The organism is Flavobacterium keumense (assembly GCF_029866485.1).
GTDB classification, from domain to species: Bacteria; Bacteroidota; Bacteroidia; order Flavobacteriales; family Flavobacteriaceae; genus Flavobacterium; species Flavobacterium keumense.
Map to the genome: position 1 here is coordinate 1,842,140 of NZ_CP092332.1, position 26,439 is coordinate 1,868,578.

General features: G+C 33.4%; 23 protein-coding genes and 1 other RNA gene. 14 read left to right on the plus strand and 10 right to left on the minus strand.

What is annotated here, in order from left to right:
* Window positions 1–43: 43 nt before the first annotated feature.
* The 4 genes from MG292_RS08300 to MG292_RS08315 all read left to right on the plus strand — a co-directional run bounded on the left by MG292_RS08300 (window position 44) and on the right by MG292_RS08315 (window position 2,834).
* A complete protein-coding gene (locus tag MG292_RS08300) occupies window positions 44–376 on the plus strand; it encodes a ribonuclease Z (RefSeq protein ID WP_264533197.1) in 333 nt (110 codons plus the stop codon).
* A 229-nt stretch (window positions 377–605) separates the two neighbouring features.
* Window positions 606–1,511, plus strand: a complete 906-nt coding sequence (locus tag MG292_RS08305) for a ribonuclease Z (protein WP_264533196.1) — start codon at window positions 606–608, stop codon at window positions 1,509–1,511.
* A gap of 9 nt (window positions 1,512–1,520) precedes the next feature.
* Window positions 1,521–2,165 carry a pyridoxamine 5'-phosphate oxidase gene (pdxH, locus tag MG292_RS08310; RefSeq protein WP_264533195.1) on the plus strand — a complete coding sequence of 215 codons (645 nt, stop codon included), beginning with the start codon at window positions 1,521–1,523 and terminating at the stop codon, window positions 2,163–2,165.
* A 165-nt stretch (window positions 2,166–2,330) separates the two neighbouring features.
* A complete protein-coding gene (locus MG292_RS08315) occupies window positions 2,331–2,834 on the plus strand; it encodes a CAP domain-containing protein (protein WP_264533194.1) in 504 nt (167 codons plus the stop codon).
* A gap of 51 nt (window positions 2,835–2,885) precedes the next feature.
* On the opposite strand, the gene MG292_RS08320 is transcribed toward MG292_RS08315, so the two are convergent.
* From MG292_RS08320 to MG292_RS08335, 4 genes are all read right to left on the minus strand, one after another.
* On the minus strand, window positions 2,886–4,805 hold the full coding sequence (locus MG292_RS08320; RefSeq protein ID WP_264533193.1) for an OmpA family protein: 1,920 nt from the start codon (window positions 4,803–4,805) through the stop codon (window positions 2,886–2,888).
* Between the two features lie 30 nt (window positions 4,806–4,835).
* Window positions 4,836–5,237, minus strand: a complete 402-nt coding sequence (locus MG292_RS08325) for a tetratricopeptide repeat protein (RefSeq protein ID WP_264533192.1) — start codon at window positions 5,235–5,237, stop codon at window positions 4,836–4,838.
* Between the two features lie 11 nt (window positions 5,238–5,248).
* Window positions 5,249–6,157, minus strand: coding sequence for a PorP/SprF family type IX secretion system membrane protein (locus MG292_RS08330; protein ID WP_264533191.1), 909 nt, complete (start codon window positions 6,155–6,157; stop codon window positions 5,249–5,251).
* A gap of 90 nt (window positions 6,158–6,247) precedes the next feature.
* Window positions 6,248–11,632, minus strand: a complete 5,385-nt coding sequence (locus MG292_RS08335) for an HYR-like domain-containing protein (protein ID WP_264533190.1) — start codon at window positions 11,630–11,632, stop codon at window positions 6,248–6,250.
* Window positions 11,633–11,987: 355 nt separating this feature from the next.
* On the opposite strand from MG292_RS08335, the gene MG292_RS08340 reads away from it, so the two are divergent.
* Genes MG292_RS08340 through MG292_RS08350 form a run of 3 tightly spaced genes read left to right on the plus strand, consistent with a single transcriptional unit; the run spans window position 11,988 to window position 15,505 of the window.
* Entirely contained in the window at window positions 11,988–12,473 is a 486-nt protein-coding gene (locus MG292_RS08340) for a SixA phosphatase family protein (RefSeq protein ID WP_264533189.1), read from the plus strand.
* Window positions 12,474–12,479: 6 nt separating this feature from the next.
* A complete protein-coding gene (gene ppk1, locus MG292_RS08345; RefSeq protein ID WP_264533188.1) occupies window positions 12,480–14,573 on the plus strand; it encodes a polyphosphate kinase 1 in 2,094 nt (697 codons plus the stop codon).
* Window positions 14,574–14,614: 41 nt separating this feature from the next.
* A complete protein-coding gene (locus MG292_RS08350; RefSeq protein ID WP_264533187.1) occupies window positions 14,615–15,505 on the plus strand; it encodes a Ppx/GppA phosphatase family protein in 891 nt (296 codons plus the stop codon).
* A gap of 8 nt (window positions 15,506–15,513) precedes the next feature.
* Here MG292_RS08350 and MG292_RS08355 read toward each other — a convergent pair whose 3' ends face one another.
* Together MG292_RS08355 and dnaX are read right to left on the minus strand one after the other, a co-directional pair.
* Complete coding sequence (locus MG292_RS08355; RefSeq protein ID WP_264533186.1) at window positions 15,514–16,260, minus strand: DNA polymerase III subunit gamma/tau; 747 nt, start codon at window positions 16,258–16,260, stop codon at window positions 15,514–15,516.
* The gene (gene dnaX / locus MG292_RS08360; protein WP_264533185.1) at window positions 16,197–17,282 is read right to left on the minus strand and encodes a DNA polymerase III subunit gamma/tau; all 1,086 of its coding nucleotides are present in this window, start codon (window positions 17,280–17,282) and stop codon (window positions 16,197–16,199) included. The genes MG292_RS08355 and dnaX overlap by 64 nt, the downstream gene beginning before the upstream one ends.
* A 170-nt stretch (window positions 17,283–17,452) precedes the next feature.
* On the opposite strand from dnaX, the gene rnpB reads away from it, so the two are divergent.
* Window positions 17,453–17,776, plus strand: an RNA gene (gene rnpB / locus MG292_RS08365) — RNase P RNA component class A.
* Between the two features lie 202 nt (window positions 17,777–17,978).
* Here the strand turns inward: rnpB and MG292_RS08370 are convergent.
* Window positions 17,979–18,545 (minus strand): RsmD family RNA methyltransferase, encoded by a 567-nt coding sequence (locus MG292_RS08370; protein WP_264533184.1) that lies wholly within the window; start codon window positions 18,543–18,545, stop codon window positions 17,979–17,981.
* The gene (locus tag MG292_RS08375; protein ID WP_264533183.1) at window positions 18,542–19,354 is read right to left on the minus strand and encodes a DUF3822 family protein; all 813 of its coding nucleotides are present in this window, start codon (window positions 19,352–19,354) and stop codon (window positions 18,542–18,544) included. Before MG292_RS08375 ends, MG292_RS08370 begins: the two co-directional genes overlap by 4 nt.
* A 192-nt stretch (window positions 19,355–19,546) precedes the next feature.
* Between MG292_RS08375 and MG292_RS08380 the strand changes: the two genes are divergently transcribed.
* The 3 genes from MG292_RS08380 to kdsB all read left to right on the plus strand — a co-directional run bounded on the left by MG292_RS08380 (window position 19,547) and on the right by kdsB (window position 22,608).
* Window positions 19,547–20,968, plus strand: a complete 1,422-nt coding sequence (locus MG292_RS08380) for an ATP-dependent DNA helicase (protein WP_264533182.1) — start codon at window positions 19,547–19,549, stop codon at window positions 20,966–20,968.
* Window positions 20,969–20,983: 15 nt separating this feature from the next.
* Window positions 20,984–21,814: a 4,5-DOPA-extradiol-dioxygenase gene (ygiD, locus tag MG292_RS08385; protein ID WP_264533181.1), complete on the plus strand. Its 831-nt coding sequence runs from the start codon at window positions 20,984–20,986 to the stop codon at window positions 21,812–21,814.
* A gap of 68 nt (window positions 21,815–21,882) precedes the next feature.
* Window positions 21,883–22,608: a 3-deoxy-manno-octulosonate cytidylyltransferase gene (gene kdsB / locus MG292_RS08390; RefSeq protein WP_264533180.1), complete on the plus strand. Its 726-nt coding sequence runs from the start codon at window positions 21,883–21,885 to the stop codon at window positions 22,606–22,608.
* Here the strand turns inward: kdsB and MG292_RS08395 are convergent, their stop codons facing one another.
* Window positions 22,609–23,319: a potassium channel family protein gene (locus MG292_RS08395; protein WP_264533179.1), complete on the minus strand. Its 711-nt coding sequence runs from the start codon at window positions 23,317–23,319 to the stop codon at window positions 22,609–22,611. It lies immediately after the preceding gene.
* Window positions 23,320–23,359: 40 nt separating this feature from the next.
* On the minus strand, window positions 23,360–24,025 hold the full coding sequence (locus MG292_RS08400) for a spermidine synthase (RefSeq protein ID WP_264533178.1): 666 nt from the start codon (window positions 24,023–24,025) through the stop codon (window positions 23,360–23,362).
* Between the two features lie 62 nt (window positions 24,026–24,087).
* On the opposite strand from MG292_RS08400, the gene MG292_RS08405 reads away from it, so the two are divergent.
* The 3 genes from MG292_RS08405 (at window position 24,088) to MG292_RS08415 (ending at window position 26,417) form a co-directional block, all read left to right on the plus strand.
* The gene (locus MG292_RS08405; RefSeq protein WP_264533177.1) at window positions 24,088–24,651 is read left to right on the plus strand and encodes a 1-acyl-sn-glycerol-3-phosphate acyltransferase; all 564 of its coding nucleotides are present in this window, start codon (window positions 24,088–24,090) and stop codon (window positions 24,649–24,651) included.
* A 52-nt stretch (window positions 24,652–24,703) separates the two neighbouring features.
* Window positions 24,704–25,858 carry a M14 family metallopeptidase gene (locus MG292_RS08410; RefSeq protein WP_264533176.1) on the plus strand — a complete coding sequence of 385 codons (1,155 nt, stop codon included), beginning with the start codon at window positions 24,704–24,706 and terminating at the stop codon, window positions 25,856–25,858.
* Between the two features lie 79 nt (window positions 25,859–25,937).
* Entirely contained in the window at window positions 25,938–26,417 is a 480-nt protein-coding gene (locus MG292_RS08415) for an Lrp/AsnC family transcriptional regulator (protein ID WP_072943262.1), read from the plus strand.
* The last annotated feature ends 22 nt before the right edge of the window (window positions 26,418–26,439 follow it).

A 26,439-nucleotide genomic window follows, 5' to 3' on the forward strand; every position in this document is an offset into this window, starting at 1 on the left:
CGTTTCAAATTCACTGTATTATGCAGTTGTTAAAATCCAATTTATGAAAGTAGATCAAAAAGGACATACGATAACAATAAAAGATACTCAAGGAGATTTTACTTCATTTTTAGATAAAGTGTCACAATCTAATACTTCCTTTGATACGCATAATTTAATTATCGATTTGTCTCATAATAAATCGGTTACTCTTTCTGATTTAAAATTGTTGTTACCTTTATCCAAACAACATAAAAAAGCAAAAAAATCATTTGTTGTGGTAGCTGAAGGAATTGATTTTAATGCTGTTCCATCTCAATTGGTGGTAGTGCCATCTAATTTAGAAGCACACGATATAATTGAAATGGAAGAGATTGAACGTGATTTAGGATTTTAAGGTTATGAAAGTAAACATCAAAACAATTATTTATCTCTATACTGTAGCGCTATTTTTGCTTACATTTCTTTTAGCTAGAGATATTATTCACGGAATTAAAACGACTCATTTTGATTGTATTAGTTTAGTTGTTTATTCTGTTTTTGTAAGTTACTTTGTATTTAAAATTTATAAGTTGGGTAAAATATCCAATTCAAAAAATGATTAGTTTTCAATTAGAAATTAAAACATGCAACTAACCATTTTAGGCTGCTATGCCGCTACACCCCGAACGATTACTAATCCAACTGCTCAATTATTAGAGATTAATAACAGAATGTTTTTAATTGATTGTGGAGAAGGGACTCAAGTACAGCTTCGGAAAAACAAAATCAAATTTTCTAAAATCAATCAGGTTTTTATTTCTCATTTGCATGGCGATCATTTTTTTGGTTTGATTGGCTTAATTTCGACTTTTAGTTTGTTAGGAAGAACTACGGATTTGCATGTTTATGGTCCAAAAGGAATCAAAGAAATCATTTTATTACAATTGAAGTTGTCTAATTCGTGGACGAATTACGGTTTGTTTTTTCATGAATTGGATTCAGAGGAAAGTGTGACTATTTTTGAAGACGAAAAAGTATTGGTTACAACCATACCTTTACAACATCGTGTGTACACGAATGGTTTTTTATTTCAAGAGAAAGCAGGTACGCGTAAGTTGAATATGGATGCAGTTTTGAATTACGAAATAGAGAGTTGTTACTATCAAAAGATAAAAAACGGAAAAGATATTACCTTAGAAGACGGTAGAATAATTCCCAATTCAGAATTGACTTTTGACCCCATTCCACCCAAAAGTTATGCGTTTTGTTCGGATACGGTCTATCATGAACCAGTCATCCCAATTATTGAAAACGTGGATGTTTTGTATCACGAATCCACTTTTTTAGAATCAGAAGAAAGTTTGGCTCAAAAGACCTTACATTCCACAGCAAAAGAAGCAGCACGAATTGCTTTGAAAGCCAATGTAAAACAATTAATTTTAGGGCATTATTCGACTCGATACGAAAGTATAACATTGTTTAAAGAAGAAGCTGAAACCATTTTCCCAGAAGTGCTTTTGGCGGAAGATGGAATTAGTTTTGAATTTTAGAAAGTAATTATGAAGGATTTAAGTAATTATAGAAAATCGTATGAAAAAAGCGAATTATTAGAATCTGCTATTCCAGAAGATCCAATTAATTTGTTCAATAGATGGTTTCATGAGGTGGAGGAGTTTGGCGGAAATGAAGAAGTCAATGCAATGACGGTGGCTACGATTGGTTTGGATGGATTCCCAAAATCGAGAGTCGTTTTATTAAAGAAGTTCAACGAAGAAGGATTTATTTTTTATACCAATTATAATTCAGAAAAAGGCAAGGCCATTATGAATAATCCTAACGTGTGTCTTTCATTTTTTTGGCACAGTATGGAACGTCAAGTAATTATCAAAGGGATTGCTCAAAAAACAGCTGAAATCATTTCGGATAATTATTTTGCTTCTCGACCAGATGGAAGTAAATTGGGAGCTATTGTTTCGAATCAATCGGAAGTGATACCTTCAAGAGAGTATTTAGAAGAAAATTTAAAACAATTGGAAGCTAATTTTGAAGGCATGGTTATTCCAAGACCAGAACATTGGGGAGGATTTTTAGTTAGTCCGTTGGAAGTTGAGTTCTGGCAGGGTAGACCTAATCGTCTTCACGATAGAATTAGATATAGTGCTCAGTCTGATTTTAGTTGGAAGATAGACAGATTGTCTCCTTAATGTAAGAATTTATTTGTAAATACTTGAAAATTAGGTGTTTAAATCGTTTTTATTTGACTTTTGTCGGTTAATGTTGTACATTTGCACTGCTTAATTAATACATCAACAATTTAAATTTTTTAAAGGAGTTTGCCCCACAATCTACTTTAAGCTTGCCCTACTTTTATGAAATTATTTTTATTACGTGTCCTTGTACTCGTTTTTGTACTTGGCACCCTAAATTCTTGTACTGCAGATGCACCTGCATCAGTTACAACACCTGCCGTTTCTCAAACTACTGTTCCTTATCCGTACACTACTTTTGAAAATGAAACCTTGACATTAATCAATAATTACCGAGTTAGTATTGGTTTGAATGCCTTAATCAAGTCAGATTATATCTCTTTTAAAGCCGAAGAACATAATAATTATATGATTGCTAATAATGTGGTTAATCATAATGATTTTGTGGCTCGTTCTGAAGATATTATGAAAACTTTAAATGCTAAATATGTTACCGAAAATGTAGCATATAATTATACTACTCCAAAAGCTGTTTTAGATGCTTGGCTAGCAAGTGAAGGACATAAAGCCAATTTGGAAGGGAATTATACTCATTTTGGGCTTTCCGTTCGTGAAAATCCAACTACTGGAAAAAAATATTACACTAATATTTTTGCTAAAATTTAAAGAACTTTATAGTTATAAAAAGGGCGAATTTCATTAGAAATTCGCCCTTTTTTATAAAGCAGTAATAATAAATTCACTACGTCTATTTAGTTGATGCTCCTCTTCTGTACAAGAAACTCCATCAGAACAGAGGTTCACCAATTGGTTTTCTCCATAGCCTTTGGCTGTTAATCGATTGGGATTTACCCCATTTTTGATTAACCATTGAATAGTAGCTTTGGCTCTATTGCCTGATAAAACTTCATTGTATTTAAAAGTACCTCTACTATCAGTATGGGAACGAATATCTAGTTTCATACCGGGATTGTCGGTTAAAACAATTAGTATTTTTTCCAAGTCGATAGCAGCTTCCACACGAATAGTGTATTTGTCGAAATCAAAGTAAATGTTTTTTATACCAAAACATTTTCCTAAGTCATCGCCTATAGTTACTTTACATTTTGTTTTTTCTAAAGCAATAGGTAGGTACGTTCTTCCGTCCAATTTTGAGATACTGATTTTTTGTTCTTTGGTATTGTATTCTGGTTTTTCGGCTCTGACGTAATAGTCTTGACCGCAATCTACTTTTAGAGAATAATTTCCTTTGGAGTCAGATACAATTGTATTTAATAAATCGAATTGTTTGTTATACAAACTAATCGTTGTATTTGGTAACAATTCTTTAGTACTTTCATCAGTCACTTCGCCGTATAATTCTTGTTCGCAACGTAGTCGTTTGGTTTCCAAGAATTGATAAATATCGTCTGATCCTTGTCCGCCACTTCTATTGGAACTAAAAAAACCTCTTCTAGTTTTAGTATCGATGAAATAGGCAAAATCGTCTTTGGCTGAATTGACACTTTCACCCACATTTTGAACGTCGGTAAAAGTACCGTCAGGGTTAATTTTGGTTACAAAAACATCAAATCCACCCAATCCTGGCTGTCCATCTGAAGCAAAATACATTTCATTTTCATCCGTTATAAAAGGAAAACTCTCTCTGCCAATGGTATTGATGCTATTGCCCAAGTTCACCGGTGTTCCAAAACTTCCATCTTGATTGATCTGTACTTTGTAAATATCGGATTCACCAAAAGAATCCGGTCGGTTCGAAGCAAAATATAGTGTTTTTTCATCGGGACTTAATGCAGGATGTGCTGTGCTGAATTGGTCGCTGTTGAAAGGTAATTCGGTTACATTGGTCCATAGTCCATCTACAGCATACGCACGGTATATTTTCAAAAGTGTAGTTTTATCTTGGCTTTTACCTTTTTTACCTTTTAGAAAATTATTACGACTAAAGTACATTGTTTTTCCGTCTTTGGTAAAAACAGGGGTCGCTTCATGAAATCTTGATTTTACGACATCATCAAAGGGTTCTGGTTTGCTTAAGGTTGCATCTTCACTCAGTTCTGAAGTATACAGATTAGTGAAATACTGATTGTTCCAAGAATGGGTTCGGTGTGATAAACTTCCAGTGTCTCGAGCTGTCGCAAACACGATTTTATTTCCATACTTTGCTGTACCATAATCTGAATATTGGGAATTAATCCCCGCATTTTCGATTTGATATCGACCCGAATTAGCTTTAATTTGTTCAAGATAATTCATTGACTTGTCAGTAATTCCAATTTTTTGACGGAACAATTGCTGCATCTCGTTTGCTTTTTGGTTTTCACCAATTGATTGTAACGATTGCGAATAGCGAAAATAATATTCGGGTTCTACATCAGTATTCATAGCAAATAGTTCCGTGTACCATTTGGCAGCCGATTCTAACTCTCCGTTGAAATAATACGAGTTGCCTATTTTTTTATACATATCGGCTGATTGGTACCCTTTTTGGGCAACTCTTTCATAAGTTTTTATAGCATCGATATAGGCTAAATTGGTATATTTTTTATCCGCTGATTTTAGTTGGGATTGTTGCGAATAGCTATTGAATGTGAATAGATTCAATAGGGCGATATAGAGTGCGAAATACTTTTTCATAATCGTATAGTTTAGAAGTATTTAAAAGAATTATTTTCTTTTTTTAGATTTTTTAATTGGAACAATTTCTGATTTCTGATTCAATCGAAGTAGTACCTCATTTGCTAATTTAGTATTGCCAATGCAGTGTAAGCAATCAGCATACTGATAATAATATTCGGGTTCTAATGGAGTTCTCATAGCAAATAACTCTCCATACCATTTAGCCGCCTTTTCATAGTTGGAATTGAAATAATAGGAATCACCTAATTTTTTAAATAAATCCACTGACTTATATCCTTTTGCTGCGACACGTTCATAAGTATTGGTTACATCAACATAGGCATATTTTTCATTGACTTTATCAGTAATAAAAAGGGTTGTTTTTTGACTAAATCCTTTTAGATAAGCTATGTTTACTATTGCTAAGTAAAGTAGTGTACGATTTTTCATAATGGTAGTTTTTAAAAGAATCTTGGTGTAGTCATTCGAGTGTTGTTTTTAAATAATTCATAGCGAAGAAAAACTTCATGTGATCCTGAATTGTATTTGTCTAAATGAGTGGTTTCTAAATCATAGCCATAACCAATATGTAGCCCTTCGGAGATTTGAAATCCTACCATACCACTTATTGCAGCACTCCATCGATAAGCAATACCAACGGTAAGTTTTTCCATAAACATAAAGTTTCCAGAAATATCGGCTTGTATTGGCGCACCTTGAACTAATTTTAGTAACCCTGCAGGTTTAAATTGAATATCGTTTGAAATAGTAAATACATATCCTCCAATGAGGTAATAGTTTATTTTTTCTTTAAAAATAGCTACCTCGTTATCATTATACCGATTGGTTTCGATGAAATTGGGAACTGAAAATCCTACATAAGCCTTGTCTGAATGCAAATAAATACCAGCTCCAATATTGGGTGTGAATTTATTATTAAAGTCATGTAAACTAGGGTCGTTATCTACAGGATTAAGTTTGTTTACATCTAAACTAAATAAATTAGCTGTGGCTTTCATCCCAAAAGAAAGTTTAAATGTCTCCGAAGTGTGAATAGAATAGGAGATGTCTGCAGAGATTGTATTTTCTTGTGTAGGCCCAATTTTGTCATTAACAATTGATATACCCAAGCCTAAATTACTTTCATTGAAGGGAGTGTTCATCGATACCGTATTGGTTACTGGAGCTCCGTCAAGTCCAACCCACTGGGTACGATGCAAAGCAAAAATGCTTAATGCTCCTCTCGATCCGGCATAAGCTGGATTGATAATAGTTGTATTGTACATATACTGTGTGAATTGAGCATCTTGTTGTGCATAATTGAGCATTGATGTCAATACTAAAACGAAAGAAAATAATAGAGTTTTCATAATTGCGGTTTTATGGTATCATTCAATAGAATGCGTTATTTATTTTATATTCCCCTAAAAATTTAACCCTCAAGGAATACTACTATTTGATTACTTTGTTAAGAATAGATAACCTACTTTTTTATTATTTTGAATCACATTATTGTTGTCAAAAGAAGTATATGTCAAAATATAGAAATACGTTCCAGCTGGTAAACCTGACGATTGACTTACAGTAGAGCGTCCGTCTGAAATTCCATCAAAGGCATTGGTAGTATTGTTGTACCCTTTAGTTGAATACACTAATACTCCCCAGCGGTTGTATATTTCTACAGTATTATCAGGATAACAATTGGTGTCATTGATATTGTCAATTACAAACTTCTCATTGATCCCATCTCCGTTTGGAGAAAAAGCGTTGTGAACCATTATAGTTCCACAAGGCAATACAATTCCACCACAGTCTGTAGTTACAGTTACCGTAATTCTAATGCTTCTAGGACAATTGGTATCGTTAATTGTATATTCAAAAATATAATCTCCTACTGCAAGAGTCGCTGCATTAAATATTGTTCCAGCTAGTTTTCCTGAATTAGAAACGTCTGTCCAAGTTCCGTTAGTTGGAGTTCCAATAGGAAGTAAGGATGCTAAATCAATACTTGTAGTTTCTCCATCGTTACAAACAGAACCTGTTAGTGTAATTAAACTATTAGTTATAGTCACATTCACTGTTTGAACAAATTCTGAATTATTTCCACAGGTGTCTGAAACACTCCATTTTCTATTGATTATATAAGAATCAGTGGTTTGGTTACTAATAGTTTCTGTGAAAATAGTTGAGTTAATAGCAGAACAGCCATCTACAAAAACTAATTCTGGTTTCACAGGAATTGCATTACAGTTAGAACTGACATTAGAGTTAAACTCGGTAGTAGTTATAGGTCCTGTTTTGTCTTCTACATTAATAGTTTGTGAAGCAGTTGAACTATTACCACAAGTATCAGTTGCTGTCCAAGTTCTTGTTATCGAATAGGAACTGGCACAACTTCCTTCAGTTTTGACATCTTTAAAAGTCAAGTTAAAGTCAGAGCCGCATTCATCAGTCGCTGTTGCAAATGCAAATACAGGTGAATTTGGACAAGTTATTGTCGTTGGTTCTGGTAAACTTGCAATTACAGGAGCAACTTTGTCTTCTACATTAATAGTTTGTGAAGCAGTTGTGCTATTACCACACATATCAGTCGCTGTCCAATTTCGAGTGATTGAATACGAACCAGCACAGCTTCCTTCAGTTTTGACATCTTTAAAAGTTAAATTCACATTAGAGCCACATTCGTCTCTTGCAATTGCTTGAGTAAATACTGGTGTGTTTGGGCAAGCTATTGTCGATAGCTCTGGTAAAGGCACTATCGTTGGAGGGGTAGTATCTATCACATGTATAATTTGAGAAGTACTAGAAATATTATTACATGCATCTGTAAAAGTCCAAGTTCGGTTGATTGTATACGTATTTTCACAATCGCCTAATTCGATGCTATTCGTTCCTTCAACAGTAATATTTCCGGAACAGTTATCTCTTGCTGTAAGCGGAATCATCGCAGGAATATAGGATGCACATCCAACGGTAATAGTCGCAGGAGCTACGGGTACCACAGGAGGGGTGTTATCCTGAACACTAAATGTTGCAGAAGTAAAAGCTGAGTTTCCACAAGCATCAGTTGCAGTAAACACTACAGTCACAGCAGTTGAACAATCATTTGCTATCGAGTTAAAGTTGTTGGTCCAAATTACTTCAGAACAGTTGTCAAAAGCAATCGCACCTCCGTTATTAGCTAACCAATTAGCAATCGCATTTTGATTTCCTTGTCCATCACATTCTACTATTATATCGGTAGCTTTGGTTGCTATATCGGGTACAGTAGTGTCTTGAATTGTAATTGTTTGCGTAAACACTTCAGAAACATTACCACAATCATCGGTTACTGTCCAAGTATTGGTATAGGTTCCCGCATTGGCACAAGTTGCAAAAGCTACAAATGTACCCGACACTTTTACAATATTACTTAGGTCTGCGTCACAATTATCAGTGGCTATTGGGAATAAATTTTGTGCATCCGCCAAAGCTTGCGTATCACTACATTCAACAGTAGTATTTAAACTACTGACAGCAGTTGCCCAAGTAGGCGCTGTGTTATCAATTACATTGATTACTTGTGTAAACGTTTCAGAAACATTACCACAATCATCGGTTACTGTCCAAGTATTGGTATAGGTTCCTGCATTGGCACAAGTTGCAGAAGCCACAAATGTTCCAGTCACTTTTACAATGTTACTTAGGTCTGCATCACAATTATCAGTGGCTACTGGGAATAATTTTTGGGCATTCGCCAAAGCTTGTGCGTCGCTACATTCAATTGTAGAATCTAAACTTCCAGCTAGAGTAGTCCAAGTTGGAGCGGTAGTATCTATTACGGAGATAGTTTGTATAAAATTGCTACTGGTATTGCCACAAGCATCGGTAAAGTTCCAGGTTCTGACTCTTGAATAGGCATTGGCACAATTAGAATCAGCAGTAGTTACATCGCTTACCAAATGCAAAGTTGGAGTGGTTGAACAATTGTCAGTGGCAGTTGGTACTTCGGTTAAAGCAGCATCAATAGCCGAGGTATTACTACATTCAATCGTATGATCTAATTCCCCAGAAGTTGTTGTCACAATAGGAGCTGTAGTGTCTGTTACAGAAATCGTTTGTACAAAATTGCTACTGGTATTGCCACAAGCATCGGTAAAATTCCAAGTTCTCACTCTTGAATAGGCATTGGCACAATTAGAATCAGCAATTGTAACATCACTCACCAAATGCAAAGTTGGAGTGGTTGAACAGTTATCAGTTGCTGTGGGGACTTCGGTTAAAGCAGCATCAATAGCCGAGGTATTACTACATTCAATAGTATGATCTAATTCCCCAGAAGTTGTTGTCACAATAGGAGCGATAGTATCTATTACGGAGATAGTTTGTATAAAATTGCTACTGGTATTACCACAAGCATCGGTAAAGTTCCAGGTTCTCACTCTTGAATAGGCATTGGCACAATTAGAATCAGCAGTAGTTACATCGCTTACCAAATGCAAAGTTGGAGTGGTTGAACAATTGTCAGTGGCAGTTGGTACTTCGGTTAAAGCAGCATCAATAGCCGAGGTATTACTACATTCAATCGTATGATCTAATTCTCCAGAAGTTGTCACAAGCACAGGTGCAGTAGTGTCAATTACGGAGATAGTTTGTATAAAATTACTACTGGTATTGCCACAAGCATCGGTAAAGTTCCAGGTTCTCACTCTTGAATAGGCATTGGCACAATTAGAATCAGCAATTGTAACATCACTCACCAAATGCAAAGTTGGAGTGGTTGAACAGTTATCAGTTGCTGTGGGTACTTCGGTTAAAGCAGCATCAATAGCCGAGGTATTACTACATTCAATCGTATGATCTAATTCTCCAGAAGTTGTCACAAGCACAGGTGCAGTAGTGTCAATTACGGAGATAGTTTGTATAAAATTACTACTGGTATTGCCACAAGCATCGGTAAAGTTCCAGGTTCTCACTCTTGAATAGGCATTGGCACAATTAGAATCAGCAATTGTAACATCACTCACCAAATGCAAAGTTGGAGTGGTTGAACAGTTATCAGTTGCTGTGGGTACTTCGGTTAAAGCAGCATCAATAGCCGAGGTATTACTACATTCAATGGTATGATTTAAAGCGTTTGAAGTTGTCACAAGCACAGGCGCAGTAGTGTCAATTACGGAAATCGTTTGTACAAAATTGCTACTGGTATTGCCACAAGCATCGGTAAAGTTCCAGGTTCTCACTCTTGAATAGGCATTGGCACAATTAGAATCAGCAGTAGTTACATCGCTTACCAAATGCAAAGTTGGAGTGGTTGAACAATTGTCAGTGGCAGTTGGTACTTCGGTTAAAGCAGCATCAATAGCCGAGGTATTACTACATTCAATCGTATGATCTAATTCTCCAGAAGTTGTCACAACAGGAGCGGTAGTATCTATTACGGAGATTGTTTTGGAACAAGTGATGGTACAGCTACTTGCGTTTGTTGTTTCTAATGATAAAGTATAAGATTGATTACAGTTTTGTCCACTAACAACATTAACCGTCTGTGAGGTTGTACTACCACTAATAGTTGCATTGCCTGAGATACTCCATAGATAAGTTGTTCCAGAAGGAGCAGAATAGGAATTGGTTGTTGATGGACAGATTGGGCCTTCAGCGCCAGTAATTGAACAATTTGGTGAGGGAACCGAAGAGATAATAACATCGTCATAAACGATACAATGAGTGCCAATACCATTGGTTGGATGAGTTTCTACTGTGAGACGTAATGTTGCAGAGCCTTCAGTAATAGTAACGTAAGAATTTAACTGAGAAGGATTAGCTATTGTCGCACTACCATTAATTACAGACCAAGTTGTAGAAACAACAGAATAATTTGGACTTGGAACAGCTTTACCTTTGAGTTGGTAACTTCCCCCAAAACAGACTGTGTCATCATCTCCAGCATCAGCACTTCCTAATGTAAGATTGCTTACTGCTAGTGGATCAAAAAAATCTTTTATAGAGGAAGACGGAGAAGTAGATGTTTTTGATTTTACAAAAATAGTCTTGATTTTAAGATTAGCACAAGGATCAATTGTACCTAATACTTTTGTCAAATTAACAGCCGATTCAATAAATGTATTTTGGGGATAAGTGTTTGTACCAAAAGCAGAAAAAAGTACGGGGATGCTAGTCGTGTTACCTGCAGCATATACTGAATTAACGGGAAGTGATGAATAATACGTTTTGTATTGCCAAACACCACTAACTAGACTCCATCTTTGAATATCAAATTTTGCAATTCCACTTTCAAAATAAACAGTCAATAAAAAATCGCCTTCTGTTCTTCCACCGGTTGAATTAGAAGCGGTTGTTGCAAAACCAGTTGTTGTTTTTGTTATTTCATCTTGTAAAAATTCAAAATCAATGTAGGCATTTCCTGAATTACTTAAACGGTCAGCGGCAAAGACAAACCAAACATTACCATTTATATCTGTTGTAAAATGAATTAAGGCATTGTTCATATCGGTTTTATTATTGGCAGTACCTGCTACCCAAGTCATATTGTTAGGGTTATCACTCACTTTGTCACCACCTCCAAAAATATTATCGGTCAAACTATTGTACTCATCATACAAATGATACGTTGTCTTTGTGTTTATAGGGGTTCCAGAATTAGCGAGTACAAAACCTCCTGTACCTGTACCATCTAACCAATCTCCATTTGATGAGTTTGCTATAAGTGTCCCGTCAATATTAAATCCACTGCTGGGTGAGTTTACAGGTGCAATACCCGATCCGATTTGGGCATAAAGATCTAATGAACTTAGAAATAAAAAGAAGACGAAAAGTCTAACCAGATGAGTACATGTTGGTTTCATATTGATTTTTTTAAATCGTTAGAAAAGAAATAATTGGACTATTGTAGTATTGATTTCTTTAGAATCAGTTACCTAATTATATATAGTTAAATATTTAACTATTTGATATAGTGATATTTATATCTAAGTTAGTTCTATGAAATACAAGACGGCATTAATTTCCTTTAAAAGACTTAAAAACTCGTTAAAGGGTTACTTGGTAGTATTTAGAGGGATAGTTTTCTTTCTTTTTATGTTTGAAACTCAGAATAATAATTAAGAGTTAAAAAAAGTGATTCGTATATATATCTTTCGTAAATTGTCTCACAAACAAATCTTTTTTTGGAATACGATAACAACTAATCCCCCATATAGTATGAAAAATTTAATAGTAGTTAGACACGCAAAATCAAGTTGGGCAACACCTACTAAAGATGTTGACAGACCTTTGATTCAGAGAGGAATTTCAGATGCTCATTTAGTTTCTTCTTATATTTTAAATTCCATTCCAAAAACTTTTTTACTTTGGACAAGTACAGCCAAACGGGCTTCAGATACGGCTATAATCTTTGCTCAAAATATTGCTTTTCCAATTGAGAATATTATTTATAAAGAAGATTTATACACTTTTGACGAAAATCAACTTGAGAAAGTAATCAAATCGTGTAATAATCTTTATGAAAGTATTATTCTTTTTGGACATAATGAGGCTATTACAAATTTTGTTAATAAATTTGGAGATAGTTTTATTCCTAATGTTCCTACATCAGGATTAGTTTCTTTACAATTTGAAACAGATGATTGGAGTAAAATTGATAAGGGAAAAACCCAAAAAATAATATTTCCAAAAGATTTAAAATAAAAATAAGTGTTGCAACAAAAATATATTGATAGGGAAAAAAGTTGGTTAGCTTTTAACGCTAGAGTACTACAAGAAGCAGGAGATGAAACAGTACCACTTTTAGACCGTATGCGATTTTTAGGAATTTTTTCTAATAATTTAGATGAGTTTTTTAGAGTTCGTTTTGCTGCTATTCGCAGATTAACATTAACCGGAATTTCAGGAGAAAAGTTTTTTAACGGTATTTCGGCTCAGCAATTATTAAATGATATTACGGAGATTGTTATTGAGCAACAAGCAGAAAGTTTAGATATTTTAAATGATATTGAAGCTCGATTGGAAAAAGAAAATATTTTTACGATTGATGAACACGATGTTACCGAAGCTCAAGAAAATTTTTTAAAGGATTTTTTTGTTCAAAAAGTGAGTCCTGAATTGGTTACTATCATTTTGAATGATTTGGATCACTTTCCTGTTTTAAAAGATACTGCGGGTTATTTGGCAGTGAAATTGGTTACTAAGATTCAGACTCAAGAAGAAGATGTTGATACGAACTCAGAAATTCGTTATGCCGTTATTGAACTCCCAAAAACAATCAATCGGTTTGTTGTCTTACCTCCAGAAGGAGAAAAACAATTTGTGATTATGTTAGACGATGTTATTCGTCTTAATTTGAATAAAATTTTCGATATTTTCGATTACGAAAGTGTTTCTGCACACATGATAAAAATTACTCGAGACGCACAATTGGATATTGATAGCGACATGAGTAAGAGTATGTTAGAAAAAATATCGGCAGGTGTAAAAGATCGAAGAATTGGAGAACCTGTTCGGTTTATTTATGATCAAACGATTGACAAAGACACGCTTCATTTTTTCTTGACTAATATGAAAATTGATGCTACCGATAGTATTATCCCAGGCGGTAAATATCATAATAGAAGAGATTATATGGATTTTCCAAATTTAGGAAGGTTTGATTTGTTATATAAAACGAATCCACCGTTGCCAATTCCAGGATTGAGTTTGGACGAAAACATAATGAAAAAAATTGCGGTAAAAGATTATTTAGTTAATGCACCGTACCAATCGTATTCTTATGTTATCAAATTCTTGCGAGAAGCAGCTTTGGATCCAAAAGTAACCACGATTAAAATTACATTATATCGTTTGGCTAAAAATTCGCAAATTATTAGCTCGCTAATCAATGCCGCAAAAAACGGTAAAAAAGTAACTGTTCAAATCGAATTGCAAGCTCGTTTTGACGAAGCAAGTAATATTTCCTATGCAGAGCAAATGCAAACCGAGGGTATCGAACTTATTTTTGGAATTAAAGGTTTAAAAGTACACAGCAAAATTTGTGTTATTGAACGATTGGAGGGTAAAAAAATCAAGCGTTACGGAATTATATCTACGGGTAATTTTAACGAAGCTACAGCCAAAGTATATACCGATGTAACACTTTTCACTGCACATCAAAAAATCTTGAAAGACGTTTCTAAAATATTTGATTTCTTTGATACTAATTATAGAGTACATCGATACAAACATTTAATTGTTTCTCCTCATTATACAAGAAGTCGTTTCCATAAATTAATTGATAGAGAAATTTCTCATGCACTTGCAGGTAGAAAGACGTATATGAAATTAAAAATGAATAGTCTTTCAGATACTGAAATGATTGATAAATTATATGAGGCAAGTAGAGCAGGAGTTAAAATTCAATTAGAAGTAAGAGGAATTTGTTCGTTAATACCTGGAGTTCCAGGTATGAGTGAAAATATTGAAGCTATTAGTATTGTAGATAATTATTTGGAACATTCTAGAATTTACATTTTTGGAAATGCGAGCCAAACGGAAGTCTATATTTCATCGGCTGATATCATGACTAGGAACCTAGACGGTAGGGTTGAAGTTACCTGTCCAATTTATGATGAAGAAATTAAACAAGAATTAATTGATAATTTTGATTTGGGTTGGAAAGGAAATGTAAAAGCTCGATTCCATTCTCAAAAATTAGATAATAAATACAGACAAAGAGGAAATAATCCTGTTTTTAGAGCCCAGTTGGAGACGTATAAATATTATCAAAATAAAGTAATTCAAGAAGAAGTTATTTAATTTCTTACACTATAATTTATTGACCCACACAATCATTTTTGATGTTAAAAATAAAAAAATACGCCGCAATCGATATTGGATCTAACGCCATGCGATTGCTCATTGCCAATATTATTGAACAAGAAGGTAAAGAAACCCAATTTAGTAAAAGTTCCTTAGTTCGTGTGCCAATTCGTTTGGGACAAGATGCGTTTACTGTTGGAGCCATTTCAGAAGAAAACATTGATAGAATGTGCGATGCGATGAAAGCATTCAGTTTATTGATGAAAGTACACAAGGTAGAACAGTATAAAGCTTTTGCGACTTCGGCAATGCGCGAAGCGTATAACGGAAAAGAAGTAACTGAAATCATTAAGAAAAAAGCAGGTGTAAAAATTGAAATTATTGATGGCAAAAAAGAGGCTGCCATTATTGCTTCAACTGATTTACATCATTTATTAAAAACGGATCAAACCTATCTTTTTGTTGATGTAGGAGGAGGAAGTACTGAATTTACGTTGTTTTCTAACGGGAAAATGATTGTTTCTAGATCATTTAAAGCTGGAACGGTTCGTTTATTGAATAATATGGTTCACGAAATAGTTTGGGATGAAATTGAAAAATGGATTCGAACCCATACCGAAGAATATGATGAAGTTACTTTAATAGGTTCTGGAGGGAATATCAATAAGTTATTCAAAATGTCAGGAAAACTTCAAGAAAAACCATTGTCTTATATTTATATTAATTCGCAATATGCTTTTTTAAATTCATTGACGTATGAACAACGTATTGCTGAATTAGGTTTGAACTCAGACCGTGCCGATGTAATTCTTCCTGCCACACGAATTTATTTGAATGCTATGAAATGGAGTGGAGCTAGAAATATTTATGTTCCTAAAATTGGTTTAGCAGACGGAATTGTTAAAGCAATGTATTACGGTAAAATTTAGAAAATCACTTATGTAATATCTAATCCGAATGTTGATTTTAATAATTCAATGTTCGGATTAATTTGATGTAAACGATTGTAACGATCTTGGTCATTGAAGCTACGTTTACTTTCAAAACTTTCATTTACAATTACTTCAATAGTAATATCGTGGTTGTGTAAATGCCCCTTTAAATACCCTAACAATCCTAATTTTTCACTTTCAAAATCTAATTTTGAACCTTCGTTAGGCAATTCAATGGTAATATGCGTTCCGTTCAAAACGGGATCGTTGATTAGCAATAAAGATTCCATGATTTTGTATCCTTTGTCACCTAAGCGTTGCGCGTATTTATTCCATTGCAACAACATTTCAGTTTCTGTAAATGGTTCTGTAGGCAAATGAAGTGTCTCTTTTACAACAGTTTTGGAGTTTTCTTCTAATGCTTTTTTAGCACGAATACTCGATAAAGAAAGTGCCGAAACTTTAGGTTCCGATTCATTCGAAATAGTAGGTTTTACTACTTCAAGTATTGGTTCGGTAATAGGTTTAGGAGCTTCAATTACTGCTTCAGTAGGAGTTATGTCCTTAATTTCTAGCGAAGGGATACTTGTCTTTTCTGGAATAGTATTTTCAGCTTTTTCTTGCGTTTCAGTATTTTTAACTACTTCAACAATAGAATAACCTGAATTTTTAAAATAAGTAGGCGGAATTATAAATTGCTCAACTTTTTTTTTTCTCCATCGAAAGTGATGGAGGCCAATTGCATCAGGCAAAGTTCTACAAGTAGTCGTTGATTTTGACTGACTTTGTATTTTAAATCACAATCATTGGCAATTTCAATTCCTTTCAACAAGAAATTAGCATCACATTTTTGCGCTTGAATACCGTACATCTGTTGAGCTTGTTCTCCGACTTCTAGCAAAGATAAAGTCGCAGGGTTTTTAGAAACCAATAAATCCCTAAAGTGCGAAGCCAATCCAGCCACAAAATGATGCGCATCAAATCCTTTAGCTAGAATTTCATTGAAAGCAACTAATAATTCTGGAATTTTGTTTTCCAAAATCAAATCGGTTACATTAATGTAGGTTTCATAATCTAAAACATTCAAATTCTCTGTTACCGCTTGACGAGTCAAATTAGTTCCACAAAAAGAAACTACTCGGTCAAAAATGGACAAAGCATCACGCATAGCACCATCAGCCTTTTGAGCTATAATGTGCAAGGCATCGTCTTCAAATTGCACACCTTGACTAGTGGCAACATCTGCTAAATGCTCTTTTGCATCTTTAACAGTAATTCTTTTGAAATCAAATATTTGACAACGTGATAAAATCGTCGGAATGATTTTATGTTTTTCCGTTGTAGCTAAAATGAAAATAGCGTGTTTTGGCGGTTCTTCTAGTGTTTTCAAAAACGCATTAAAAGCTGCCGAAGACAACATGTGTACCTCATCGATGATGTATACTTTGTATTGACCAGTTTGTGGTGGGATACGTACTTGGTCAATCAAGTTTCGTATATCATCTACAGAGTTGTTGGATGCTGCATCCAATTCAAATACATTGAAAGCAAAATCTTCATTTGGATCGTCATAACCAGGTTGGTTAATTTTTCGTGCCAAAATACGTGCACAAGTAGTTTTACCTACACCACGAGGCCCTGTAAATAAAAGGGCAGAGGCCAAATGATTGTTTTCGATGGCATTCAACAAAGTACTAGTAATGGCTTTTTGCCCCACAACATCTTTAAATGTTTGAGGACGGTATTTACGAGCCGATACTATAAATTGTTCCATTGAAAACGTATTAGATAGCAAATATAGGATATGAATTTTCAAAAAACAACAACTTTTCTTTAATTACAAGACGACTTATCCCCAATTTACTAACAATAATCTGAATTCTAGTAATATGGAACCATACTAAAATCAATTATGAATTACAGTAAATAAAATTGTAAATTTGCATCGCAGACCGCCTTATCGCCGTTCGCATTGCGAAGGGAGGAAAGTCCGGACACCACAGAGAAGCATAGCGGGTAACACCCGTCAGTTGGTCTCGAAATTTCGAGATGAATTAGGACAAGTGCAACAGAAAGCAGGTACAGGTAATGCTGTAGTGAAACCAGGTAAACTCTATGCGGTGAAATATCAAGTATATCAGCATTTAAGGGCTTCTCGTCCGTTGTTGAAGGGTAGATAGCTTGAGGCTTGCAGTAATGTAAGTCCTAGATAAATGATAAGGCTCCGTTTCTTGGAGACAGAATCCGGCTTATAGGTCTGCTTTTTTATTAAAAAATGTAATTCTTCGAATTTTCAAAAAGACATTTCCACTATTACAACTACGTTAGGAGTTAAATATTGGTAATTAGAAATCAAGTTCACAAGAATAAAAGTCCCGTAGGGACGGTATATCATCCCTAAAGGAATTTTATTTCCTGCATTAGGGTTTTTACCTAGATAGAATTCCTATTGGGATTATACTTATAAAAATTATTCTTCTTCAGTTTCCTCTTCAGAAGATGCTATTTCAAAAAAACTAAAGAAAGATCCACCATAACTTTTCTGAAAAGAAAAATGAGGTAAATGTTCCATTTTAGTGTATTTGGAATGCTCAATAATTAACATTCCGTCTTCTTCTAAAAGTCCTTTTTCGAAAACTAAAGTAACTACTTTTTCAAATGTTTTTTGGTCTAAACCATAAGGAGGATCTGCGAAAATGACATCGTAACTAGTTTTGTTTTTTTCAAGAAAAGCAAAAACATCACTTTTAATAGCAGCAATAGTAAAATCAAATTCAGCAGCGATTTGTTTGATGAATTTTACACAACCAAAATCACCATCTACTGAAGTAATTGGCGAACTACCTCTGGAAGCAAATTCAAAGCTAATGTTTCCTGTTCCCGAGAATAAATCCAATACTTTAAGTCCTTCAAAGTTAAAATGATTATTCAACACATTGAATAATGATTCTTTACTCATATCGGTTGTAGGACGTACAGGAAGGTTTTTAGGAGGAAATATCCGTCGGCCTTTGTATTTGCCTGAAATAATTCTCATGAATTGAAAAGTATAAAATGGGTTCTGTTATCCGCTTCTGAAAAATTGTTTTTAGCTTGTAAATCGCTTACATCTAGTAATGACACATTGCGAATGTATTTGTAGGCTAATTGGTAATACTCACTTTCGGCATCGATTTTTCCAATCAATTCTAAAGAGAATTCTTCTGGATTTAAACCTAATTGTTCTGCTGTAAACAAAATGTAATACAAGAAATCTTCAGGAGTAGTATAGTCAAACGAATTGAACAATACAAGTTTTTGGTTTTGCACCACGATGATTTCAAAATGCCCTGAATTGATGTGTACAAACATCTTTTTCTCTGGATTGTTTTTGGACGCGATCAATAATTTGGAAACCAAAATAGTATTGGCATGCTTGTAATCAAAAGTGCCAAATTGGTCAATAAAAAAGTTATTGATATTTACATACGGAATGTAAACAGTGTTCATTTGGCAATTGGCAATTTCGTCAAAAGCAAAAAAATCAGTTTCAAAAACTTTGGTATTGTATTGTAAATAGCTTCCTAAAAAGTTTTCATCAAACAACGGCTCAGGAACAAAGGTGGATAAATTGTTATTGTGAATTATTAGAATTTCATCATACGACTCCTTTAATTCTGGATAATCACTAAAAGCATCAGCAAATAAATCTTCGGTTTTAGTAGCCTTATGAAAGGTGTCAAAATGCACTTCGTTAAAAGAAGTGATGGTGTTGTTCAACGTGTCAAAACAACAAAAAGAAAGTCCGTTCAAGGCAACTTGAATAGATAATTTTTTATACTTTTTTTCGGTGATGTTTGTGTTCATACGTTTTTTTTCAACAATGCAAACATACGAATAACAATAGCAAAAATCAACTTCAATAGCAATTTCAATATTCAATATCAAAATGAATCGCAATGTTAAACTAAAGTTGATTTTTGAAATTGAACTTGATTTTTGAAATTGTGATTGATTTTTGTCATTCCAATTGCTTACTTTGCAATCAAATTAATCGTAATGAACTCCTCCCTGTTTTACAGTCTTTTAAAGAAAAAATTTCCGTTTGAACCCACTTACAAACAGGATATTTTTTTTCAAAAGATTGCTATTTTCTTAACTGAAATGGAAAACAATACCATTTTTGTATTGAAAGGATATGCAGGAACAGGAAAAACTACGGTCATTTCTACGATTGTCAATAACTTAATTGAGATTAATAAAAAATATGTTTTGCTTGCGCCAACAGGCCGTGCAGCTAAGGTGATTGCCAATTATTCGAATAAACCTGCTTTTACCATTCATAAAAAAATCTATTTCCCTAAGAAATCTTCAGGCGGAGGCATTTCGTTCACTTTGCAACCTAATAAACATAAAAATACCATTTTCATTGTTGATGAGGCTTCCATGATTTCAGACGCTAATTCAGATTCAAAATTATATGAAAACGGTTCTTTATTGGATGATTTAATTTCGTATGTATATTCAGGAACCAACTGTAAAATGATTCTGTTGGGAGACACTGCCCAGTTGCCTCCAGTGAATTTGGACATCAGTCCAGCCTTGGATACCCATACTTTGGCAGTGCATTATGACAAAGAAATCGAGTCTATTGAATTAGATGAAGTGATGCGTCAGGAAGAAAACTCTGGTATTTTATTTAATGCTACCGAACTTCGAGAACTATTAAAAGATAGTTTTATTAACGAATTTCAATTTGACGTACGTAAATTCAAGGATATTGTTCGTTTAGTAGATGGTTATGATATTCAAGATGCGATACATTCGGCGTACAATAATTATAGTATTGAAGATACCGCATTTATTGTTCGTTCGAATAAAAGAGCTAATCAATACAACGAACAAATTAGAACTCGAATTTTAGACCGAGAAAGTGAGCTATCAACAGGAGACTTTTTGATGGTGGTAAAGAACAATTACTTTTGGTTAAAAGATTCGGATGAAGCTGGTTTTATTGCTAATGGTGATATTATTGAAGTGTTAGAACTATTTAGCATTCAAGAATTGTATAGTTTTAAGTTTGCCAAAGTTAAAATCCGAATGGTGGATTATCCCAATCAAAGGCCTTTTGAAACGGTTTTGCTTTTGGATACAATAAAAAGTGAATCGCCTTCGTTGACTTATGAAGAGTCCAATCGTTTATATCAAGAAGTGCTAAAAGATTACGAAGGTGAAACTAAGTACAAGCAATTTCAGAAGATAAAAAACAACGAATATTTCAATGCATTACAAGTTAAATTCTCCTATGCAATAACCTGTCATAAATCGCAAGGCGGACAGTGGAATACGGTTTTTATCGAGCAGCCGTATTTGCCGGACGGAATCAATAATGATTATATTCGTTGGTTATATACAGCAATGACACGAGCAAAAAATAAATTGTATTTGATTGGTTTTAAAGACGAAAGTTTTGTGGACTAATTTAAAACGATAATTATGCAAAATTTAAACGATTTACACACTGTATCTAGAAGTTTCTCAACTACCGATAAAATGCCGGTTTTGTTTTTAGGACACGGAAGTCCGATGAATGCCATTGAAGAAAATCAGTTTGTGGCTGGTTTTCGAGATTTGGCAAAATCACTGCCGCAGCCCAATGCAATTTTGTGTATTTCGGCACATTGGTATACTAAAGGAACTAAAGTAACCGCTATGGAAATGCCAAAAACCATTCATGATTTTGGTGGTTTTCCACAAGAATTATTTGAGGTGCAATATCCCGTTAAAGGGAGTCCTGAATTGGCTTTGGAAACCAAAGAATTACTACTACCCGTTGAAGTTGAATTAGATGAAACCTGGGGGTTAGATCACGGAACTTGGAGTGTAATTAAACATTTGTATCCCGATGCAAATGTTCCTGTTATTCAATTAAGTATTGATTATTCGAAGCCACCAGAATACCATTTTGAATTGGCTAAACAACTAAACCAGTTAAGATATAAAGGCATTCTAATTGTAGGGAGTGGTAATATTGTTCATAATTTACGATTAGTAGATTACCCTAATTTCGACAAAGACAATTATGGCTATGACTGGGCAATTGAGGCTCGAGAAGTAGTTAATAATTATTTATTAGATGCTAATTTTAAACCATTACTAGAGTATGAAAAACAGAATAAAGCCCTGCGAATAGCTATTCCAACACCAGAGCATTTTTTACCCTTAATTTATACCTTGGGATTAAAAGATAAAAAGGATGAATTGTATTTATTTAATGATAAATTAGTAGCTGGTTCTTTGAGTATGACTTCAGTAAAAATAATGTAAAAGGATAAACTCAATAAATTAATTAAATTTGCATCTGATTTAATACTATTAATGTTTTAACCAAAGCTATGAAAATAATAGCCGTTATACCTGCACGATACGCTTCAACCCGATTTCCAGCCAAATTAATGCAAGATTTGGGTGGCAAAACAGTGATTTTAAGAACTTACGAAGCGGCTATTACTACCAAGCTGTTTGATGATGTTTTTGTGGTTACAGACTCCGATATCATTTTTCAAGAAATTGTTTCTAATGGGGGCAAGGCCATCAAGAGCATCAAAGAACATGAGTCAGGGAGTGATCGAATTGCCGAAGCGGTTCAAAACTTAGATGTTGATATCGTAGTCAATGTTCAAGGAGACGAGCCTTTTATCGATGTAGATCCTTTACAGAAAGTAATAGATGTCTTTAAAAACGATGCGGTTAGACAGGTTGATTTAGCCTCTGTAATGCGTGAAATTACTAATGAAGAGGATATCAATAATCCTAATAATGTCAAGGTAGTTATAGATCAAAATGACTTTGCCTTGTATTTTTCCCGTTCGGTGATACCTTATCCAAGGGAGAAAAATGTAGGTGTGCGCTATTTTCAACACATTGGAATTTATGCTTTCAGAAAACAAGCACTATTAGATTTTTATAGTTTGCCAATGCAATCCTTGGAAGCTTCTGAAAAACTAGAACAATTACGTTATTTAGAATTTGGGAAACGTATCAAAATGGTCGAAACCACCCATGTTGGCATTGGAATCGATACTCCGGAGGATTTAGAGAAAGCACGAAAAATGATATAATTATTCGTTGTTTTCATGATCAAAATATCCTTTACTTTTAACTTTAGTAGAGAAAAAATTCAAAAATAACACAATAAAAAACAAGAATAATAAAGCTTGTGTACTCACTAAAAATTTTCCAAAAGTAGTTACGGGATGAAAATCGCCATAACCAATTGATGATGAGGTAATAATACTGAAATATACTGAGTCAAACCAATTTTGAAATGGTTTGTTTAAGTAGTTTCCACACGAGTAGAAAACTGCATATGCAAATACAATTTCCAAATAATTGAAAAACAACAATAGCATTGACCTTCTGTAAGAGCGTGGTCTAGAAAATAAATCAGAAGCAAAAATTAAAGTTGGAATATAAAAAAGAGTTTCAAAAAAAGTATAGGTCATTATAATAATAACCCATTGATAGTGCTGCCATTGATTTACTAAAATTACAATAGGAAAGCTCACTTTGAGTAGGATATAAAAATCGGTAGCTAAATCTTGGTATTCAATACCTTTTTTTCTAGAAAAATATTTGATATAAATACCAGGAAATAGTAATTGTGAGGTAGATAGAAGTAAACGAAAAATTTTTTCGATACCATTATCATCTTGATGATCATTATTCCAAATAGACTGTATGTTCCGAATTCTTTTCTCAATGGGATCAAATTCAGCTTGTTTTCCGTTAGATGATTTTCCTAAAAATAATTTTTTGACTGCTTTTCTCATTTGTGCTAAAAATAGTTTCTTTCAAGTTAGTAAAAAAATACTAAATTATGTTTTCAATTAGGATTAATTCATTGTGAATTTCAACTTTAGGGATTCGTTTTATTTTAAAATTAGGTTGGTAAAATTCAGAACAGTATTTTTCATTTCTGGCTGTATCATTTTTTGTTAAAACCATCGTATTAAATAGTATAAATCCTTTCTTTTGAAGTAAAGCACAAAGTCTTTCTGTGAAAAAATTCTCAAACAAAAAAGCAGGCATTTTAGTATCCTGAAAAATATCAACAATAATTAAATCGTATTTTTCTTTGGCTTGTAAAACAAATTCAAAAGCATCAGTATTCAGTAAAGTCAGATTGGGAATTTGATTAAGTTTGAAGTAAGAATTAGCTACTTCAATAATTTTAGCATCAATTTCAATTCCAGTAACGATTCCCTTATATTGAATTTCATCAATTAAAGTCTTAATGACACTTCCTCCCGCAACTCCTAAGACTAATATTTTGTTCATTTCTCTAATCTGGCTAAATCCAATTTTTTTTAATCCATGTTTTAAAATACGTTGTAAACTACCGTATGAATAGTTAGTATTTTCGGAATCAATTACTAATTCTCCATTTGTCCAAGTAATTTCGATAGATTTATTCCAATTAGATTGTGTTTTATAAATAGTTATGGGCAGAAAATAACTTAATAATCGTTGTATCATATTGTGGGGATTTCTTCAAAAATAAGATTTTAATTGTTTTTATTTGCAATAAATTTAAAAGAATGAAGAAGCAATTCTATAAGTGGTTATTTTTTAAAGTTATGGGATGGAAAATAATTGGTACAATTCATCCTTCAATAAAAAAATGTGTTATGATGGTATTACCGCATACTAGTGCGCATGATTTCTATTTAGGAATATTTACTCGAGGGATTATTGGACTTGAGATGAATTTTGTAGCAAAGAAAGAATTGTTTCGTTTTCCGTTTGGGTATTATTTCAGATATATGGGAGGTGCTCCATTAGATCGCACAGGGGGGTTAAATAGAGTAGATGCAATCGCTTCGCTATTTGCTAAAAAAGAAGTGTTCAGGTTAGCAATAGCTCCAGAAGGAACCAGAAAACATGTTACTGAATTAAAAACAGGATTCTATTATATAGCCTTAAAAGCAGATGTTCCAATTGTTCCCGTTGCTTTTGATTTTGGTAAAAAAGAAGTGCGATTCGGAACTCCGTTGCAACCATCAGGAAATATAGATCAAGATTTATTGATTTTAAATCAGCATTTTATAGGTGTAAAAGGTAAAATTCCTGAATATGGTTTTCAAGTAAAAGAAAATAATTAAGAAAATGTCATTACTATAAGTTAGTTACTTTTGTAAAATCAAATTTAAAAATATGAATTTAGAAGTTGCATTCAATCAAAATAAAGAACAATCTATACAAGGTCGTTATTTGACGTTAGATCATATTCAGCCTGTCTTAAATCGATTAAACACCAACAACCAATTGCAAGTTATTGGACAATCTGTTTTAGGAAAGCCAATCTATGAATATCAAATAGGGCATGGGGCAAAACGTGTTTTTCTTTGGTCACAGATGCATGGCAATGAAAGTACCACAACCAAAGGAATGTTTGATTTTGTAAATCTACTGCATAGTGAGTCGGATTTAGCGAAACAATTTCTAAATCATTTTACTTTTTGTTGGATTCCAATCTTAAATCCTGATGGCGCTACTTTGTACACTCGAGCAAATGCAAATGGGGTAGATTTAAATCGCGATTCTCAAGATATATCACAGCCGGAAAGCCAAGTATTACGGGCTACTTTTGAACGATTTAAGCCTGATTTTTGTTTTAATCTTCATGATCAGCGCACCATTTTTGGAGTTGCTAATACAGGAAAACCAGCTACGATGTCATTTTTAGCACCTTCTTATAATGAAGAAAGAGAGGTTAATGAATCAAGATTAAAAGCAATCAATGTTATAGCAGGAATAAATGAAGTTCTTCAACAATTTATCCCAGGGCAAGTAGGTCGTTTTGATGATTCATTCAATATCAATTGTATTGGAGATACATTTCAATATCTTGGAGTTCCAACTATTTTATTTGAAGCAGGTCATTTTCCGAATGATTATGAAAGAGAACAGACAAGAAAATTTGTTTTTATTTCATTGGTTACAGCTTTTAAGGTTATTAGCGAAAACGATATAGTTACTAATAGAATGGAAGATTATTTGAATATTTCACAAAATAATCCCGTTTTTTGTGATTTTTTGTATAAAAATGTCAAAATAAATTATGATGGTAACGAAAAAATCATCAATTTTGCGTCACAATACAAAGAAGAATTAATTGGGGATCGAATTTGTTTTAATGCATATATTAATCAAATTGACAATTTAGAAAATTGTTTTGGTCATTGTGAGTATGATGCGCAGGGAGCTCTTTATACGGATGATTATAATAACATTCCTAAATTAGATCAAAAAGCCAATTTTTACTTAAATAATGATATAAAATTTGTTAATGGATTGGTAAAAAACTAAAATTTTTACTTTTTATTTAATTTTTATACATATTTTTATTCTTTGTTTTTAGGTAATTAATAATATTAATTGAATAAATATGAGTAAGTTTCGTTTAGATGAAGTAGATCACCAAATTTTAGATATGTTGATTGATAATACTAGAGTTCCATTTACGGATATTGCTAAAAAATTATTGATTTCAGCAGGTACGGTTCACGTAAGAGTGAAAAAAATGGAAGATGCAGGAATTATTATGGGATCTTCTCTAGTACTTGATTATGATAAATTAGGATACTCATTTATAGCATATGTAGGTGTTTTTCTAAACAATACTTCTCAAACCAAATTTGTTTTGGAGAGAATTAATGAGATTCCTTTTGTAACGGTTGCATCTGTTACTACAGGTAAATTCAATATCTTTTGTAAGATTAGAGCCAAAGATACTAAACATGCAAAGGATGTTATTTTTATGATTGATGATATTGATGGAGTTTACAGAACTGAAACCATGATTTCATTGGAAGAAAGTATTAATGATAAGAAACGTTTAATGCATACAATTTTTAAAAACATGTAATGCTTGATGCTATATAATATAT